The organism is Legionella sp. MW5194, from assembly GCF_016864235.1.
In the GTDB taxonomy this organism is placed as follows: Bacteria; Pseudomonadota; Gammaproteobacteria; order Legionellales; family Legionellaceae; genus Legionella_C.
Map to the genome: position 1 here is coordinate 1,241,722 of NZ_CP045732.1, position 18,304 is coordinate 1,260,025.

The following is an 18,304-nucleotide window of genomic DNA, read 5'->3' on the forward strand; positions in this document are numbered from 1 at the left end:
TTTTCGGGCCGATGATTAATTCAGGGCTTAACGAGGCAGTTGATTGTTCAATCAGTGATAATCTCCCTTTTTTCATCCATGGACGGTCACGAATACCCACAGGAAAGCTATAATTGAAAGAGAGATCAAAACGCATCCCTCGTCATGATGAGTGTTATATGGACAGGATGTAATTGAATATCGCAGGGTTTGATTTTTTCATTGATTAATTCCATTTTTTACTGGCCAAATGAGCGTTGTAAGTCTATAAAATTAGTAAAGGGTGTAAGAAAATGAGCGGGCAATTTTTAGAGGAAATTGTCGAGCGCAGGACGGCGGAAGCAGAAGTACTGCCTGCACTCAAACAACCTAAAAAATTCAGAGTAATCATGCTCAATGATGACTACACCCCCATGGAATTTGTAGTGAGTGTGTTAAAGCGTTTTTTTCAGTTAAGCGAGCAATTGGCTACACAGGTGATGTTGCAGGTTCATTTTGTTGGTAAGGGTGTGTGTGGGGTGTTTACGAGGGATATCGCAGAAACAAAGGTCGCTCAGGTCAACGATTTTGCCAGAGCGAATGAACATCCCTTATTATGTACCATGGAGCCCGAATAATTGGTGGTGGGGTTGAGAGGAGCAAAGAAATGTTAAACAAAGAACTTGAATTCACCTTAAACCTTGCTTTTAAGGAAGCCAAAGAGAAACGTCATGAATTCATGACCGTTGAACATCTACTCCTTTCCTTACTCGATAATCCTGCTGCGGGCAATGTATTGCAGGCTTGTGATGCGAACATCGATGCCCTGCGCCGTGATCTAATTGAATTCATTGATGAAACCACGCCGCGAATCCCCGATGATGAGATCGATAGAGAAACACAACCTACCCTGGGTTTTCAACGCGTCCTGCAGCGCGCAGTCTTCCATGTCCAATCCGCCGGAAAAACCGAAGTGACCGGTGCTAATGTACTCGCTGCCATATTCAGTGAACAGGAAAGTCAGGCGGTGTATTTCCTGCGCCGTGAAAACATCACCCGTCTGGATGTCATTAATTACATTTCCCACGGGGTCTCCAAGTACCATAATAATGACCTTAACGAAGGCATGAACTCCTCCATGGACGAAGAAATGATGTCTGGGGAAGGCACGGAGTCGCCACTCGAAAGTTATTGCACCAATTTAAACAAACGCGCCAGAATGGGCAAAATTGACCCATTGATTGGCCGTCATGAAGAAATTCAACGCACCATCCAGGTGCTTTGCCGCCGTCGCAAAAACAACCCCCTGTTGGTGGGTGAAGCCGGCGTGGGCAAAACGGCTATTGCTGAAGGCCTGGCACGGCGCATTGTCGATGGTGAGGTACCTGAGGCCATTCAAAATTGCATCGTTTACTCCCTGGATTTGGGGGCATTGCTGGCGGGTACCAAATACCGTGGCGATTTTGAAAAACGGTTAAAAGCCGTCTTAAAACAATTGGGGCATCAGGAGGGCGCTGTTCTATTCATCGATGAAATTCATACCATCATTGGTGCTGGCGCTGCCTCAGGCGGGGTAATGGATGCCTCAAACCTCATTAAACCCTTGCTGGCCAATGGTGAGTTGAAATGCATCGGTTCAACCACGTACCAGGAATACCGCGGCATCTTTGAAAAAGATCGCGCCCTGGCCCGACGTTTCCAAAAAATTGACATCACAGAACCTTCCGTGGAAGAAACCTTTGAAATTCTTAAAGGTTTAAAAGGACGTCTTGAAGAACACCATGGGGTTAAATTTTCCATTCCAGCCCTGAAAGCGGCGGCTGAGCTATCGGCAAAATACATCAATGATCGTTTTTTACCAGATAAAGCCATTGATGTGGTCGATGAGGCGGGCGCGTATCAAAACCTGTTGACGGCCAATAAACGCCGTAAAATCATCAGCGTGACCGAGATTGAAAGCGTGGTAGCCAAAATAGCCCGTATCCCGGTTAAAAAAGTTTCTGCTCGGGATAAAGACACCCTGCGCAACCTGGAGCGTGACCTTAAATTACTGGTTTACGGTCAGGACAATGCCATCACCGCCTTAGCCTCCGCCATTAAACTGGCTCGTTCCGGTCTGCGTGAACCACAAAAACCGGTCGGATGCTTCCTGTTTGCAGGTCCTACCGGGGTAGGTAAAACGGAAGTCACACGCCAGTTAGCGAATGTATTGGGTATTGAATTGCTGCGATTTGATATGTCGGAGTACATGGAGAAGCACACCGTCTCCCGTCTGATCGGTGCTCCTCCGGGGTATGTGGGGTATGATCAGGGTGGTTTGTTGACCGAGGCGGTCACCAAAAACCCCCATTCCGTTCTGCTGCTTGATGAAATTGAAAAAGCGCATCCGGACGTGTTTAACCTGCTTCTGCAAATCATGGACCACGGTACCTTAACCGATACCAATGGCCGCCAGGCCGATTTCCGTCATGTGATTTTGGTCATGACCAGCAATGCTGGTGCCAGCGAAATCAGCCGAAATTCGATTGGCTTCTCACTCCAGGACAACAGCAATGACGGCTTGGAAGTGATTAAACGCCAATTCAGTCCGGAATTCAGAAACCGACTGGATGCCATCATCAATTTCGCACCGCTGGACAATGTGACGATTGGCCTGGTTGTTGATAAGTTCATCATGGAGCTTGATGAACAATTGAGCAATAAAGGGGTCACGTTTAAAGTGGATAAAGCCGCACGGGAATGGCTGATTGAACATGGCTATGATAAAGCCATGGGCGCACGACCGATGGCTCGCCTCATTCAGGAAAACATCAAAAAACCCCTGGCCGATGAGTTGCTGTTTGGAAAATTATCCAATGGCGGCCACGTCACCTTGAAAGTGAAGGACGGTAAACTGCATTTTGACAGTCATGATTACCGTGAGGGTGTGTGCTAAAGTCATTGCTATTGAAAGCCCGTTATCAAAATATCCACAGTCCTGTGGATATTTTTTTATGTTAAACGGTTTACCGAAAACAACAGTTGAATCGGAGTAATTGGATTTTATGTTAAGTGTCATTATTATTGCTAAAAATGAAGCAGCCAATATCCAGCGATGCCTGGAGTCGGTTAAGTGGGCTGATGAAATCATTGTTCTGGATTCAGGAAGTACGGATCAGACCGTGGAAATTGCCAAAAAATACACCGATAACATTTATTTGACCGATTGGCAGGGTTATGGTGTTCAGAAGCAACGTGCGTTGTCGGTGGCAACGGGTGATTGGGTTCTTAACCTGGATGCGGACGAGTCGGTTAGTGAGGGCTTGAAATTTGCCATTCAGCAAGTGATGGATTTAAACGAAGCCGATGCCTACCGTATTCCGATTTACATGAATTTTTATGGCAAGCCCATGCGCTATTCCTCCAGTCCCAAACGCCACATCCGCCTGTTTAAGCGGGAAGGGGCGCGTTACAGCGATGACATTGTTCATGAAAAAGTGGTGTTGCCGCCCGAGGCGAAGGTCGAAAAATTAAAACAAAGCATACTGCATCACTCCTACCAGGATTTAAGCCATGCCATTGCCAAAATGAACCGGTACTCGTCTTACACGGCTAGAACCCGCCGCAAAGAAGGCAAGGCGCCGTCCTTTATCAGTATCCTGTTTTCGGCAGGCTGGATGTTTTTCCGCTGCCTGATTTTACAGCGCGGATTCCTAGACGGAAAAGAGGGTTATATTCTGGCTGTCCTTAACGCCGAAGGCTCGTTTTATCGAGGGGTCAAACAACTCTATCCCGATCGCCGCATCAGCGATTTACCGGATGTCAAAGAGAGTAAAAAAGAAGAGAATGACTAAGTCTTTCTCTTCCGTTCAGTGGGAAAGGCAGCAGAGCACAACTAAAAAGCCAGTTTCAATTGTTCCCAATAGTTGTTGTAGAGCGCCAGCGTTTCTTCCCCGACATCCCGCTGAAAATGGGCTCTTTTCATGGTTTCCGCATCCGGGTAAACCAGGCGGTTATCGCGAATGGCAGCGGGTAATTTAAGCCAGGCTTCGCGGTTGGTAATGGCATGACCTTCCTTCAGGGCAATTTGCTTACTCACCTTGGGTTTGAGCAGATAATCAATAAAGGCATACGCTTCTGCGGGATGTGGCGGATTGACAGGAATGGCCAGGCAATCCACCCAGACCACAAAACCATCCAGCGGGTAGGAAAAGCCAATCGCTCTATTCTCTGCCCGGGCTTTAAAAGCATCGCCATTCCACGCGGAACCTAGAGAAGCGTCTTCATCAATCATAATGGCTTGAATGCTGTCGCTGGCAAACAGTTTAATGTTGGGAACCAATTGCAGTAAATGCTGGTAAGCCGCTTCAATGTGCTTAGGATCGCGATCGTTTGGATCAAAACCGAGACTCATGAGGGCGATGGCGAAGACTTCGCGGGAATCATCAAGCAGCATCAACTGATTGCGCCATTGCGGCTGCCACAGTTCACGCCAGTAGGCTGGTGGATGACTCACCCGTTGTTGATTAAAGAATATGCCCGTTGCTCCCCAAACCAGGGGAACACTGAAGTGATTGCCCTTATCGTAATCATTGTGCGAAAATTTTTCATCCACATGGTTTAAATTGGGTAAGCGCTCAGGATCAAGCCGGGTCAGCATGTTGAGTTTGCGCATGCGTTCGACATAATAGGCCGAAGGCAGGATGACATCATAAATGCTGCTGTTGCTGGCTTTTAATTTGGCAAAAAGCGTCTCATTGCTGTCATAGGTTGAAAAATTAACTTTAATGCCGGTGTCATGTTCGAATTGCTGAACGACTTTTTTAGGAATCTCGCCGCCCCAGACATACACGTTGACGACTTTCTCCCCAAACGCGGCGGCGGTAAAAAAAACGGTGAGAAAAAGCAAAACACGGTTCATATTTTTTTACTCGCAAGCCGATGAGCCACAATAACTAAAATCATGGACAATGCAAAGGTAAAGGAGCACAAGGCATTTAACTCCGGGGTTACGCCGGCCCGTACCAGGGAATAAATCGTCAAAGGCAGGATATTAAAATCAGGGCCGGCGACAAAATAACTGATAATGACATCGTCAAACGACAGGGTAAAACACAAAAGGAAGCCGCTTAATATCCCTGGCCATAACAGGGGCAGCAGGATTTTAGTCAAGGCCGCGTACCGGCTGGCCCCCAGATCAAGGGCACTGAAATAAATATTGGGATTCAGTGTGTTGATACGGGTATTAATGGTAATCATGACAAAGGGAATACAAAAGCTAATGTGAGCAATCAACAAGCTGGTGAAACCTAAAGGTATCTGCGACACATTAAAGAAAATCAGCAAAGCAACACCTAAAACCAAATCAGGGATAATAATAAGCAGCAACAGCAAGGTATAAAGAAAGGGACGATGCCGGGTTTTAAAAAGGAACAATTGCACGCAGGCAAGAAGGCTTATCACGGTGGCGGTGGCGGCTGCGCACAAACCTAGAATGATGGAATTGCTGAACGCAGCCCACAAGCCGCGATCATGAAACAGCTCGGTATACCATCGCAGAGAAAAACCATGCCACTGCAGTGAGAATTTGGCATTATTGAATGAATAAATCACCAACACCAGAATTGGAATATAAAGCATGGCATAGACGCAAAATAAAAAGGCTTGGCGGGCAAGTGACTTCAATGGGTAACCTCCTTATTCAGGCCTCGATAGAAAACCAGGAGTAAAACCAGCAGCAAAGTCAGTACAACGCTGGTGGCCGCACCCTGCGGCCAGTTTTCTACCACCAGAAATTGATTCTGGATTAAATTGCCAAGCAGGATGGAACGGGCGCCGCCTAAGACATTGGGAATATAAAACAGGGTCATTGCCGGTAAAAAAACCAGCAGGCTGCCTGACACGATGCCGCTTGCTGTATTGGGTAAAAATACCCGCCAAAAAATAGCCCATCGGTTAGCGCCTAAATCTTTTGCCGCTTCAATTAGGCGGAAATCAAAGCGTTCCATGTTGGTAAATAGTGGAAGCACCATGAAAGGAAAGAGGTTATACACCAGGCCGGATATCACAGCGAAGTTGGAATAAAGCAGCGACAGAGGCGTATCAATCAGGTGCAGTTTGAGCAGAATAGCGTTTAATACCCCCTTGAATTTAAGGATGGCAATCAAGGAATAAGTACGGACCAGCGAACTGGTCCAGAATGGAATAATAATAAGCAGCAACAGCAGGGATTGATGCCGGGATTTAATCATTAAATAACTGAAGGGGTAAGCAATCAGCAGGCAGAGCAGAGTCGTAATCAGAGCAATACCGACTGAACGCAGAAAAATTTTAGCAAACACCGGGTCAATTAAAGCCGTGTAGTTATCCAGAGTAAACGGCAGAGTCACCAGATGAACACTGTCTCTCGATAAAAAACTCGCAATCACCACCAGCGAAAGTGGAAGAAAACTAAACAGTAATAGCCAGCCATAAAAAAGCGTCAATGACAGGGATTTAGTGTTCATAAGGTAACAGGACCTCCCAACCTGGCAGCCATTCCACCCAGACTGTTTCATGGAGGGCATATTCCAGTTTATCATCGTCCTCATCAAAAAATTCCGAGGCATTGATCACGGCACCTGACGGGAGGACAACTTTCAAATCCACCGTCGACCCCTTGTAGATAATGTCCAGGATTTTGCCCGGTAGCATGCCGCGTGGTTCCGTGACCTCGGACAGGCTCCACACCCGAATGTCTTCGGGCCGCACAATCACATGCACCTTATCCCCGACCTGATAATGGCCGCTGTTTTTGCATTGAATGCGGACGTCTTCGATGGTGGTGGTCAATTCGTCGGGCTGTGCCGCGATGACGTCGGCGTTAAAAATATTGGCTTCGCCGATGAAGCTGGCCACGTGCAGGTTTGCCGGGGTTTCATACACTTCACGCGGGGTGCCGACCTGCTCGATCTGGCCCAGATTAAACACCACGATGCGATCCGACATGGACAAGGCTTCTTCCTGATCATGGGTGACAAAAACGAAGGTCATGTTCAAGGTTTTCTGGATTTGCTTTAATTCGTACTGCATGGCTTTGCGCAGGCGATAGTCGAGCGAACTTAAGGGTTCATCGAGCAACAGCACCTGCGGGCGGTTAATGATCGCCCGGGCGATGGCCACGCGCTGCTGCTGGCCGCCGCTTAACTGCCGGATATTGCGATTGGAAAAAGACTCGAGCTGCACCAGGCGCAGGGCATCAACAACACGAGTCCTTATTTCATCCTCGGCAATGCGTTTGCATCGCAGCGCAAAGGCGACATTTTCAAACACGGACAAGTGGGGAAACAGCGCATAGCTTTGAAAAACGGTATGCACATCGCGTTTTTGCGGGGGCAGGGCGTTGACGCATTGCCCATTGATGTAAATTTCACCTTCGCTGGGTTGCTCAAAGCCGGAAATTAAACGCAACAGCGTGGTTTTTCCACACCCTGACGGGCCGAGCAAGGTGAGAAATTCCCCGTTATAAACCGTTAGGTTTAGGCGATCAAGAATGAGGGTATTGCCATACGATTTACTCACATCCTTGATGTCTATCAGCGATATGGTCATGAATAATGTCGAATAAAATCCGCAATTATGAGGTTTCCTGCCGCGATTGTCCAGAATTCAGACCATGATGCGGCAGGGCTGGCATTTTACCAGGGTGTCACTGACACCGTGGGGGTTGTGTTGGGTTGTAATGAACAGAGTTCGGAAATACTGCCGTCGTTGCAAAGCACCACGCCCAGCTCATTGACAGTAAACACGCCGCCTTGCCAGAGGCAGCAGCCGGGAAGCAATTGCAGATCCATCACCGCATGACGGGTACAATAGCAGGACGAATAATAACCATTATTGCAAACATAGCGGCCAGCCGAGGAGTCGCAGTAGCTGATGCCTCCCATTTGTGCACAGCAGACATCAACGTTGCAATTGCGCGGGCATTGATCCTGACACACCGCCTGGGCATTGGGTGCGCATGAACCGGCAAAAGCAGGTGAAAAGCTCGCAGTGAGCAGGAAAAAAAAGAATATCGAACTGAATAAGCGCATTGCGTTTCCCCAGGTTATCATCTGTTGAGCATATCATAAGTTTCTGATGAAAAAGAAGTTATTCAGCGGGGTTTATTCGCTTGTCACACCTCACTTTCATGCTTGAGCCGCGATGGGTATTACAACAATGATTAGGGTTCCAACTCTTCAAGGGCTTGCGGCAGGACCAGGGAGTCCGACTCCAGATCAACAGCCTCAATCTTTTGAAAACGCTGCGCGATTTTGCGGGCAGAGGTTGTCACCTCGCCCACGTCATGGTGGGCGAGGTCAATGTGTTTTGACAGCTTGTCCATGCGCTTTTCGAAGCGCTGAAAATCGTCGGCCAATGCATGTAAATGCTTTTGAATAATATGAACCTGCGTTCGCGTGGCATCGTCTTTTAACACCGCGCGTGCCGTGGTTAACACGGCCATCAGGGTGCTCGGTGAGACGAGCCAGACTTTCAGGCGTTGCGAAAGGGCGATCACCTCGGGGTAATTGGCATGGATTTCGGCAAAAATGGCTTCGGCCGGAATGAACATCATGGCGCTGTCAGTGGTTTCTCCGGGAATAATGTATTTCTCGGCAATGTCCTTAATGTGTTTTTGCAGGTCCTGGCGAAACTGTTGTTGCAAGGGCTTGCGCTCAGTCAATGACAAGGCATGGTTCATCAGTTTCTGATAGGTTTCGAGCGGAAATTTGGCATCAATGACAATGTGGCCTGTCGGCTCTGGCAAAAACAATATGCAATCGGCTCGTCGTTGATTGGACAAGGTGTGCTGCATGCGGTAATGGTTGGCGGGAATCATGTTGTCTATCAGCGCGGCCAACTGCACTTCGCCAAAGGCCCCACGCGCGCGTTTGTCCACCAGAACATCCTGCAGGCTGACGACATGGGACGACAGTTCGGTGATTTTCTTCTGCGCTTCGTCAATGATGGTTAAACGCCGAACCACATCGGTAAACGTGGTAGAGGTTTTTTCAAATCCTTCCGTCAGTTTATGGTTAACCTGCTGGGTAAGTGAGTGCAGGTGGTTGCGTATTTCTTCCGTCAGCGACTGCAGGTGCGAGGTCAGTGAGCTGGCATGTTGTTTAAAACTGTGGCCAATCTGTTCGCGGACATCGGTCATGTGACGTTGAACGGTTTCACTGATAAGTCGCTGGCTGTTTAATTGCCCGTGAGTTATCCGCTCCACAAGCGGTGTCTGGCTGGTGTGTAATTGTTCATGGAGCGACAGGTGAAGTTTGTGTAATTCCTCAATCAGAAGCAGCTGGGATTTTTCCTGGCTCTGCTGGTATTGATGGCGTAACTGAGCTATTTTTCTAAACAGCCCGAGAATTAAAATAAAGTGCAGGGCTATGGCAATGGCCACACCCTGCAAGACAGTGAACTGTTGAAAAAAACTCATTCCTGTCCTATCTGTTGAAGCGGAATTAACTGGCTGTACTCATAGACGGCTTTTAACTGACCGTAATCCGTCAATTGCAGGGCTCCTAAGTAATAGGGGGCTTTGTATGTCGTGCTTTCCTCGGGATGAAAACTGAAATTCAATTCATGAAGGCCCGTTGCGAACCAGGCGGCGGATTGCACCGTATCGACAGGAATCACGTCGCCCTGGTCGTTGGTCGCAAACAAAACGGCCTGCAGCGCATAACGGCTGCCGGTAGCGACTTCGACCTGGGCTTTGAATTGAAACGGTTCGGCCGCATTGTCATGGTGAATGCTTCTTACTGCCGCTGAAGGGATGGTGTAGGAAAAGGCGGTGTGAGCCTGGCGCTTGACATTGCGGCCGCCGACATCGGTATCCACCTGCGCTTCAATGTACCAGTTTTCCCCGTGAAAGCCCTTTTCAGAGCGCAGCATTACCTTGGCCTGGTAAACATCCCAGGAGATTTTTTCAAGCGTCAGCGCCCGTTGATTGCCATCCGGAGTGACCAGATTGGCAGTAATAACATCGATGGGGTAGCCTACGGCATCGTCCCGCAAACTGAAGGTTGCAATCAACTCATCCCCATAATGATAACGTGCCTTATCGGTGGCCACCGTCAGGTAAGCATTGGATCCCTGATCAAACACATGAATGATATAGGCATCCTGCTCATGACCTTTCACCGCATCAGTTTTTAAAATGAAACGGCCAGAACCGAGTTCGGGTTTTAGTTGCATGGCCATGAGGCTTTCACCGCCAAAAGCGGATTCTTTCAGCCCCTCCTCGTCGGCAAACAGGGCAGAAGCCTCTTTGAGAGGAAGCACCTGATGGGCCTCTGTTTCCAGATTAAAATTCAACTTAAGGCGGGAATTTGCAGTCGCAGGGCTGATACGGATGATTGCACCCGGGGCCAATGTCTGCACTGCGACCCCCTGACTTAATTGCTGAAGGGTGGTTTTCAGGCTGTATTTATTGCTTTTCTGGGAGTGCATGGTTTCATGACCAAGCGGCAGATGATTGGTTGGCCAATCGCTGCTTAAATTGTCATGTGACAACGATTCGCAATGATCGCACTCATAGGGATGCACGGCTTCCTGGGGCAAAGTGTATGCCAGGCTTTGGCCTGCCCATAAGGCAGACACCATCAGTAAATAGGTTGCTCTCACTTTTTAACTCCTTGTAACAAGAGATCATCGCGTAACAGGTGTTCCAGACCAAAACAGGAATGGCGGCTTTGATTATGGCTTAAAGGGATGCTGTCCTGAGTTCGGTTAATGTCAATAAACCAGAGATCGCCGGCCAATTGTTGCGACACGCAATTTAAAAAACCGTCTGAGCACTTGTCCAGATAAATTTTGGTTATTTTTAATCCGGCATTGAGAAAATAACCATTGCAATAACTGGCGGAAGAGAAGGGCGAGGCGGTGACGTCGGTGCCAATCACGGTACGAAAAGAAACCGGCAGAGACAAGCGTCCAGGCGTACCCAGCAACAATTCATCGTTGAACAGAGCCATATCGCCTATGCGTTGTTGACGAACGGAGTCATTGCGATAGCCGAGCAGCCAACCGAGCGAGGATTCAAAAATATTGCCGTCCATTACCTCGTCTGCTAACGGCGTACCGCCGCTTGAGGGGGCAATGGCAATGACGTCTGCAATCCGGCGGCTTAATTTGTAATACCGCTTATCATAAGTGGGATTGGACAGAATCCAGCGCAGGACATTGGCGCCATTGGAGTGGGTGTAGACAACCAGTTTGTCTATTTTTTTAGCCTTGATGAACGCAAGCAATTGCTCGGCGGTGCATCCGGCGGCGTCTTCATGCCACATGTATTGACTGTAATCGCAGGCGACAACCCAGAAATTGTCAGGGTTTGGTAACGACTGAGCCATGTAGTCAATGAAGTCTTTTTTCCAATACCCGCCATTGGCATCGGCACGGTGATCATTGGTGCCATGAATGAAAGCGATACCGAGGTTATTGGCAGAAGAGGCGGAAAAGCTGACACTGGAAAAAACAAAGAACAGCAAACAGAAAAATAATCGTGATAAGTCCATTTCTTAAAAGCCCTGTTTAAAAGCCAAGCGGTATCTATACCATAATCGGGAGTTTGACGGCAAGAAAAAGAGGAATAAATCGGTTCTTGCCGTGCCCATTAATTAGACAGGTAAAAAAGGGCTCAAGCGGCAGGCGTTTGACTGTGTCTTGCCTATAATTATGCTAGACTTTGTTTTTTATTTTTGATGACTATCCTCCATGACAGAGACGGTAAAAACTCAGGACGAGATTGTTCAAACCCTGGATGCGCTTCGCAAGAAAATCAGACAATATGATTACCATTATTACGTGCTCGATAATCCGTTGGTGCCGGACAGTGAATACGACCGTTGCTTTAAAAATCTACAACAATTGGAAAAACAATACCCTCAACTGGTCACGCCGGATTCCCCAACGCAGCGCATAGGCGGCCATGCCGCTGTCGCCTTTGAACCGGTTGCCCATCGCGTCCCGATGTTATCCCTCGGCAACGTGTTTAGCGATGATGAATTGCGCGCTTTTTTCAAACGGATCGCCGATCGCCTCGCGTGTGATCCGGCGGGTCTGGTGTTTACCTGTGAATTGAAGCTTGATGGCCTGGCGGTCAATCTGACCTATGAGCACGGCTTGCTGGTGTCTGCAGCCACTCGCGGCGACGGCGCCGTCGGTGAAAACATCACCAATAACATCAAAACCATTGCCGCAGTTCCCCTGAAACTGCAGAGTCCCAATCCGCCGGCGCTCGTGGAAATTCGCGGGGAAGTCTACATGCCCAAAGCCGGTTTTGAAGCGATGAATGACAAAGCGAGGCAGGCGGGAGAAAAAACCTTTGCCAACCCACGCAACGCGGCGGCCGGCAGTCTGCGCCAGCTTAACGCGGCCATTACCGCAAGCCGTCCCCTGGCGATCTATTGTTACGGCATTGGCGAATGCCAGGGCGCGTCGTTACCTGACACCCATTTTGAGCAGTTGCAATGGCTTAAAACGATGGGGTTTCGCGTGTCGCCAGAGAGCCAGCGGGTCATTGGCATTGACGGTTGTCTTGACTATTATCATGCCATGGCCAGACGACGGGAGGCCTTACCCTATGAAATTGATGGCGTGGTCTATAAGCTTGACAGCATTCCCTTGCAGAAAAAACTCGGCTTTGTGGCGCGTGCGCCACGTTTTGCCTGCGCTCACAAATACCCGGCGCAGGAAGAAATGACCCAACTCATCGCCGTTGATTTTCAGGTCGGCCGCACCGGTGCCCTGACGCCAGTGGCGCGTTTGCAACCCGTGACTGTTTCCGGCGTGACCGTCAGCAATGCTACCCTGCATAACATGGATGAAATCAAGCGCAAGGACATCCATCTTGGCGATACGGTCATCATTCGCCGCGCCGGTGATGTGATTCCAGAGGTCGTGTCCGTGGTGATGGAAAAACGCCCTGGCGACCTCAAACCCATTGAACTGCCAGCGCATTGCCCGGTTTGTGGGGCGGATGTGGTCCGGGAAGAGGGGGAAGCCGTGGCCCGTTGCACGGGAGGATTGTTCTGCGGGGCGCAGTTAAAACGAATGATCTGGCATTTCGCATCGCGGCGTGCCATGGGTATTGATGGGCTTGGGCGTGTGATCATTGATCAATTGGTGGAGGAGAAATTAATTCTGGATGTGGGCGATCTCTATACGCTTGATGTGATGCAGGTTGCCGCCTTGCCGCGCATGGGGCTTAAATCCGCGGAAAATTTAGTGCAATCCCTGGAAAAAAGCAAAACCACGACCTTTCGTCGTTTCCTGTATGCGCTGGGCATTCGTGAAGTGGGTGAAGTCAGCGCCCAGGTTCTGGCGGATGAATTTCAAAGCATTGACAACCTCAAAGCCGCAACGATGGAGCAATTGCTGGTGCTCAAGGACATTGGCCCGGTGGTCGCCCACCATGTGGTGCAGTTTTTTGCCCAGGCGCATAATGTCCTGGTGATTGACAAATTATTAGCCGCCGGCATTCACTGGCCGATTGCCAGTCCGAAAACCGTGGACAATAGCCACCCGTTCTTTGGTAAAACGGTTGTCCTGACTGGCACGTTAAGCAGCATGGGTCGTGAGGATGCCAAAGCCAGGCTTCATGCGGTAGGTGCCAAAGTCACAGGCAGCGTGTCAGCAAAAACCGACTTCGTCATTGCCGGCGTTGAGGCAGGCTCCAAACTCGATAAAGCCATGGATCTTGGGGTTACCGTACTCAATGAGCAGGAATTTCTTGACCGGCTGTCTTGACTAAAGCAGTCGGTGCTCCCATCATAGTATCGGATAATCAGGCATTTAAGAAAGGATTCATCATTTGAACATACTACGCAAAAGCAGCTTACTTTTGTCATGTATCTTCCTGTTGTTGACGCCGTCTGCCTGGTGCTTCGTCCTGAATGATCCTTATCCAGACAATGAATCGCAGGAAAAGGTGTATTATTCTTCCTTTGCGGAGCAGCCGAAAACCCTTGATCCTGCACGTTCCTACTCCAGTAATGAATACCAATTCATCGGGCAGATTTACGAGCCGCCGCTTAAATACGATTACCTGAAACGACCTTATGAATTGATACCGCGCAGTGCAGCGGCTATGCCCGTTGTCCGTTACCTCGATAAAGACCATAACCCCCTGCCTGGGGCAGATGCCAGCAAGACGGCTTACAGTGTCTATACCATTCAGATTAAGCCCGGCATTTTCTATCAACCGCACCCAGCCCTGGCTAAAGACAAGAGCGGACAGCCGCTGTATCTTGATTTGCCGGCAGACTACCTTGAAGAGAACGACATCAGCAAATTGTCGGATTTTCCCAAGACCGGAACGCGGGAATTGATTGCCGATGATTTTATTTATGAAATCAAACGGCTGGCATCGCCCGCTGTGAGTTCGTCCATTTACGGGTTGATGAGTGAACACATCGTCGGCTTTAAAGCCTTTGCTGCTTCGCTGCCGCCAGTCAAGCGCGGGGTATTTCTTGATTTGCGCAAGTACCCGCTTGAAGGCGTTAAAAAAATCGATGATTACACCTTTGAAATCACCTTGAAGGGGCAATACCCGCAATTTTTATTCTGGTTGGCCATGCCCTTTTTTTCGCCCATTCCCTGGGAGGCGGATCAATTCTACAGCCAGCCCGACATGGATGATAAAAATCTGACCTTTGATTGGTATCCCATCGGTACTGGCCCGTTCATGCTGATTGAAAACAATCCGAACCGGCAGATGGTTTTGCAGAAAAATCCTCACTATAGCCAGGAGATTTTCAGCGGCGAGGGCAGCGAAGAAGACAGGCAGGCTGGCTATCTCAACCACCTGGGTCAACCGTTGCCACTGATTGACAAGGCCATTTACACCCTGGAAAAAGAAACCATCCCGCGTTGGAATAAATTCCTGCAAGGCTATTATGATTTATCCGGTATTTCTGCCGACAGTTTTGATCAGGCCATTCAGATAGGTGATTCCGGCGAACCCTCGCTGACTGAAAGCATGAAAGAAAAACGGATTCGCCTCACCCAAACCATTGATCCCACCATTTATTATCTGGGCTTTAACATGCTGGATCCTGTGGTCGGCGGGTCTGGCGAAAGGGCCAGGAAATTACGGTTGGCTATTTCCATTGCGGTTAATTTTGATGAAAACATTGCTATCTTCTTTAATGGCCGCGGCCAGGCGGCACAGGGGCCCATCCCACCGGGAATATTCGGTTACCGTGAGGGCAAGGAAGGCATCAACCCCTACGTTTACACCTGGGATGGCAAGGCTCCGCAACGCCGCACCATCGAAGAAGCCCGCGCGCTGATGCGTCAGGCGGGGTACCCGGACGGGATTAATCCTGAAACCGGACGGCATTTAATTCTGCATTATGATGTGCCGGTCGCTGGAGGGCCTGACGACAAGGCAGTGCTCGACTGGATGATTAAGCAATTCGCTAAAATTGGCATTGATTTAAACATTCGGGGAACACAATACAATCGCTTTCAGGAAAAAATGCGTGATGGCAATGCCCAGATTTTCAGTTGGGGGTGGAATGCCGACTACCCCGATCCTGAGAATTTTTTATTTATGCTGTATGGTCAAAACGGCAAGGTGAAGTATGGCGGAGAAAACGCGGCGAATTATGAGAACAAAGAGTATGATCGTTTGTTTGATGAGATGAAAAACAGACCCAGCGATGACGAGCGTATGAAACTCATTGATCGCATGGTGGACATTGTCCGGCATGACGCGCCCTGGGCTTTCGGCATTAACAGCGAAACCATGACCTTGTCGCATCAGTGGATTTCGCCTACCAAGCCCGGTGCCTTTAATGTGGATTTGCTGAAGTATTTGTCGGTGAATGTCGCTGAGCGTAATCAATACCGGCAGGAGTGGAATCAACCGATATTCTGGCCTTTAGGTGTGGCATTCATCATTCTATTGCTGGTGTTTTTGCCGCTGTTTGCGGCTTACCGCAGAAAAGAGCAGCAAATGGCTAAGAGGATGCGGGGATGATTGCCTATTTATTCAGACGCCTTGTTTACACGATTCCTATTTTACTGGGGATTAATCTGATTACCTTCGCGCTCTTTTTCATGGTCAATTCACCCGATGACATGGCCAGAATGCACCTTGGGCAAAAGCACATCAAGCAAGAGGCCATTCAGCAATGGAAAGCCCAGCACGGGTATGATTTGCCCCTATTTTACAATGAGCACCAGGACGGCATTAACCGCTTGACCGACACGCTCTTTTTTGAAAAATCCTTACGGCTTTTTTCTTTTGATTTTGGTGTATCCGATGAGGGCCGGGACATCAGTTACGACATATCGCATCGTATGTGGCCAAGCCTTGCCATTGCCTTGCCGGTTCTGTTGATTGGTATGCTGGTTGATATTGTGTTTGCCATGGCCATGGCCTTTTTCCGCTCCACCTACCTCGATATCAGCGGTGTGGTGCTTTGCATTATTCTTATGTCCATTTCGAGCCTTTTTTACATTATTGGCGGGCAGTATCTTTTTGGAAAACTGTTAAAATGGGTGCCGATTTCCGGTTATGACGGTGGGGTTGAAAGTATCAAATTCATTGCCTTGCCGGTGATTGTCGCGGTCATTGGGGGCCTGGGTGCTGGAGCGCGCTGGTATCGCACGTTGTTTTTGGAGGAAATGAATCGCGACTATGTTAAAACGGCCCGGGCTAAAGGCTTGTCGGAGATTCGCGTCTTGTTTCGCCACGTATTAAAAAATGCCATGCTGCCAATCCTCACGGGCGTGGTGGTGATAATCCCTTCGCTGTTTATGGGAAGCCTGGTGCTTGAATCGTTTTTCGGTGTGCCGGGATTGGGCAGTTATATCATTGATGCAATCCAGCAGCAGGATTTTGCCATCGTCAGGGCCATGGTGTTTTTAGGTTCGATTTTATACATTGTTGGTCTTATTCTGACTGATATTTCCTACACTTTGGTGGATCCGCGCGTGAGGTTAGGCTGATGATAACATTCTTATGGACTGATCAATGTTTTCTTGGCGTGTTGATGATTGGTTTACTACTTACGGTATACAGCCTGCGTCGAGAACACAACCGCCGTGCGTTTAAACAATTATTCAGGAAGCCTCTCTCAGTCAGCGCCGGTATTGTTTTAGGTTTTTTTCTGGTGATTGGCATCCTTGACTCCATTCACCTGAAGGACAAACCAGGCAGCGTGTCAAGCGACAACGCCAGGGCCAGTACGTTGTTAGAGCGGTTATTGTCACCCCTGGGGCAAACGTATGAAAAAACCTATTCTGCACCGCTCGCCTTGCATTTATACAGCACAGAAACCGTGCTGGTCGATGGGAAAGCACGGCAGATTTATCCGCGGCTGCAGTACCCGGGCTCTGCGATTCAAAACCAGCACGAAAAGGAACAATTCTTAACAGGCGTTTTGCTGAAAGCCGCCGGCACAGCCATGCTGATAAGCGCATTGGTCTGGGCTGTTTTTATCGGGCTTCGGTTTAAGTCAAGCGCGCGGCCATGGCTGCCTCGCGGCCGGCATGCCTTGCCGCTGTTAGTGTTCTTTGTCTGTCTGTTCGTGGCACTGGCCAGCTACTGGATTTCACGGCAGCTGCATTTGTTCGGTACTGGCAAAATTGGTCAGGATATATTTTATTACACCATTAAAAGCATACGCACCGGCTTGGTCATCGGGATACTGACGACCTTGTTTATGCTGCCTTTGGCGTTGCTGTTAGGCATTGCCGCGGGTTATTTTGGCGGGGTCATCGATGATGTGATTCAGTACATTTACACCACCTTAAGTTCCATTCCGGGCGTCTTGCTGATTACCGCTTCCGTGCTGTCGATGCAAACCTACATTGCCAATCATCCGGAGCGATTTGCCACACTGCATGAAAGTGCGGATGCCCGTTTATTTGCTCTGTGCCTTATCCTTGGGGTAACCAGCTGGACAAGCCTTTGCCGATTGTTACGGGCCGAGGCCATGAAACTGCGCGAAATTGATTATGTGATGGCTGCTCGTGCGCTGGGCAGCAGTTCCTTTCGTATTCTTCGCAAGCATCTGTTGCCCAATGTCATGCACATCGTAGTCATTACCCTGGTGCTTGATTTCAGTTTTCTTGTGCTGGCGGAGGCTGTTTTATCCTATGTGGGCGTCGGGGTGTCGCCGATGACCATCAGTTGGGGAAATATGATCAATGGTGCGCGCCTTGAATTGGCGCGTGAACCGGTGGTGTGGTGGCCGATGCTTGCTGCCTTTGTTTTTATGTTTACTCTGGTTTTGGCGAGCAATCTGTTTGCTGACGCGGTCCGGGATGCCTTTGATCCGCATCAGGCCCATTCCTGACAGGCCTGTACTGGAAAAGCGAATACCGTATA

At 49.1% G+C, this 18,304-nt stretch carries 15 protein-coding genes; 7 read left to right on the top strand and 8 right to left on the bottom strand.

Annotated features, from left to right (window positions below; all coding sequences use genetic code 11):
• Nucleotides 1-272: 272 nt before the first annotated feature.
• From clpS to GH742_RS05860, 3 genes are all read left to right on the top strand, one after another.
• Nucleotides 273-596 (top strand): ATP-dependent Clp protease adapter ClpS, encoded by a 324-nt coding sequence (clpS, locus tag GH742_RS05850; protein WP_058532204.1) that lies wholly within the window; start codon nucleotides 273-275, stop codon nucleotides 594-596.
• A 29-nt stretch (nucleotides 597-625) separates the two neighbouring features.
• Complete coding sequence (clpA, locus tag GH742_RS05855; protein ID WP_203456508.1) at nucleotides 626-2,893, top strand: ATP-dependent Clp protease ATP-binding subunit ClpA; 2,268 nt, start codon at nucleotides 626-628, stop codon at nucleotides 2,891-2,893.
• A gap of 109 nt (nucleotides 2,894-3,002) precedes the next feature.
• The gene (locus GH742_RS05860) at nucleotides 3,003-3,791 is read left to right on the top strand and encodes a glycosyltransferase family 2 protein (RefSeq protein WP_203456510.1); all 789 of its coding nucleotides are present in this window, start codon (nucleotides 3,003-3,005) and stop codon (nucleotides 3,789-3,791) included.
• A 41-nt stretch (nucleotides 3,792-3,832) separates the two neighbouring features.
• Here the strand turns inward: GH742_RS05860 and GH742_RS05865 are convergent, their stop codons facing one another.
• The 8 genes from GH742_RS05865 to GH742_RS05900 form a co-directional block, all read right to left on the bottom strand.
• Complete coding sequence (locus GH742_RS05865) at nucleotides 3,833-4,858, bottom strand: PotD/PotF family extracellular solute-binding protein (RefSeq protein WP_203456511.1); 1,026 nt, start codon at nucleotides 4,856-4,858, stop codon at nucleotides 3,833-3,835.
• On the bottom strand, nucleotides 4,855-5,577 hold the full coding sequence (locus tag GH742_RS05870; RefSeq protein ID WP_370569546.1) for an ABC transporter permease subunit: 723 nt from the start codon (nucleotides 5,575-5,577) through the stop codon (nucleotides 4,855-4,857). The genes GH742_RS05865 and GH742_RS05870 overlap by 4 nt, the downstream gene beginning before the upstream one ends.
• A gap of 41 nt (nucleotides 5,578-5,618) precedes the next feature.
• A complete protein-coding gene (locus tag GH742_RS05875; RefSeq protein ID WP_203456514.1) occupies nucleotides 5,619-6,443 on the bottom strand; it encodes an ABC transporter permease in 825 nt (274 codons plus the stop codon).
• Complete coding sequence (gene potA, locus GH742_RS05880; protein ID WP_203456516.1) at nucleotides 6,433-7,527, bottom strand: spermidine/putrescine ABC transporter ATP-binding protein PotA; 1,095 nt, start codon at nucleotides 7,525-7,527, stop codon at nucleotides 6,433-6,435. Before potA ends, GH742_RS05875 begins: the two co-directional genes overlap by 11 nt.
• 86 nt (nucleotides 7,528-7,613) lie before the next feature.
• A complete protein-coding gene (locus GH742_RS05885) occupies nucleotides 7,614-8,009 on the bottom strand; it encodes a neurogenic locus notch (protein WP_203456517.1) in 396 nt (131 codons plus the stop codon).
• A 131-nt stretch (nucleotides 8,010-8,140) separates the two neighbouring features.
• Nucleotides 8,141-9,397, bottom strand: coding sequence for a DNA recombination protein RmuC (locus GH742_RS05890; RefSeq protein WP_203456518.1), 1,257 nt, complete (start codon nucleotides 9,395-9,397; stop codon nucleotides 8,141-8,143).
• Entirely contained in the window at nucleotides 9,394-10,584 is a 1,191-nt protein-coding gene (locus GH742_RS05895; protein WP_203456520.1) for a DUF4785 domain-containing protein, read from the bottom strand. Before GH742_RS05895 ends, GH742_RS05890 begins: the two co-directional genes overlap by 4 nt.
• Nucleotides 10,581-11,477, bottom strand: a complete 897-nt coding sequence (locus GH742_RS05900) for a hypothetical protein (RefSeq protein WP_203456522.1) — start codon at nucleotides 11,475-11,477, stop codon at nucleotides 10,581-10,583. The genes GH742_RS05895 and GH742_RS05900 overlap by 4 nt, the downstream gene beginning before the upstream one ends.
• 199 nt (nucleotides 11,478-11,676) lie before the next feature.
• On the opposite strand from GH742_RS05900, the gene ligA reads away from it, so the two are divergent.
• From ligA to GH742_RS05920, 4 genes are all read left to right on the top strand, one after another.
• Entirely contained in the window at nucleotides 11,677-13,710 is a 2,034-nt protein-coding gene (gene ligA / locus GH742_RS05905; protein ID WP_203456524.1) for an NAD-dependent DNA ligase LigA, read from the top strand.
• A 64-nt stretch (nucleotides 13,711-13,774) separates the two neighbouring features.
• A complete protein-coding gene (locus GH742_RS05910) occupies nucleotides 13,775-15,946 on the top strand; it encodes an ABC transporter substrate-binding protein (RefSeq protein ID WP_370569526.1) in 2,172 nt (723 codons plus the stop codon).
• The gene (locus GH742_RS05915) at nucleotides 15,943-16,920 is read left to right on the top strand and encodes an ABC transporter permease (protein WP_203456525.1); all 978 of its coding nucleotides are present in this window, start codon (nucleotides 15,943-15,945) and stop codon (nucleotides 16,918-16,920) included. The genes GH742_RS05910 and GH742_RS05915 overlap by 4 nt, the downstream gene beginning before the upstream one ends.
• Entirely contained in the window at nucleotides 16,920-18,272 is a 1,353-nt protein-coding gene (locus GH742_RS05920) for an ABC transporter permease (RefSeq protein ID WP_203456527.1), read from the top strand. The genes GH742_RS05915 and GH742_RS05920 overlap by 1 nt, the downstream gene beginning before the upstream one ends.
• Nucleotides 18,273-18,304 lie beyond the last annotated feature (32 nt).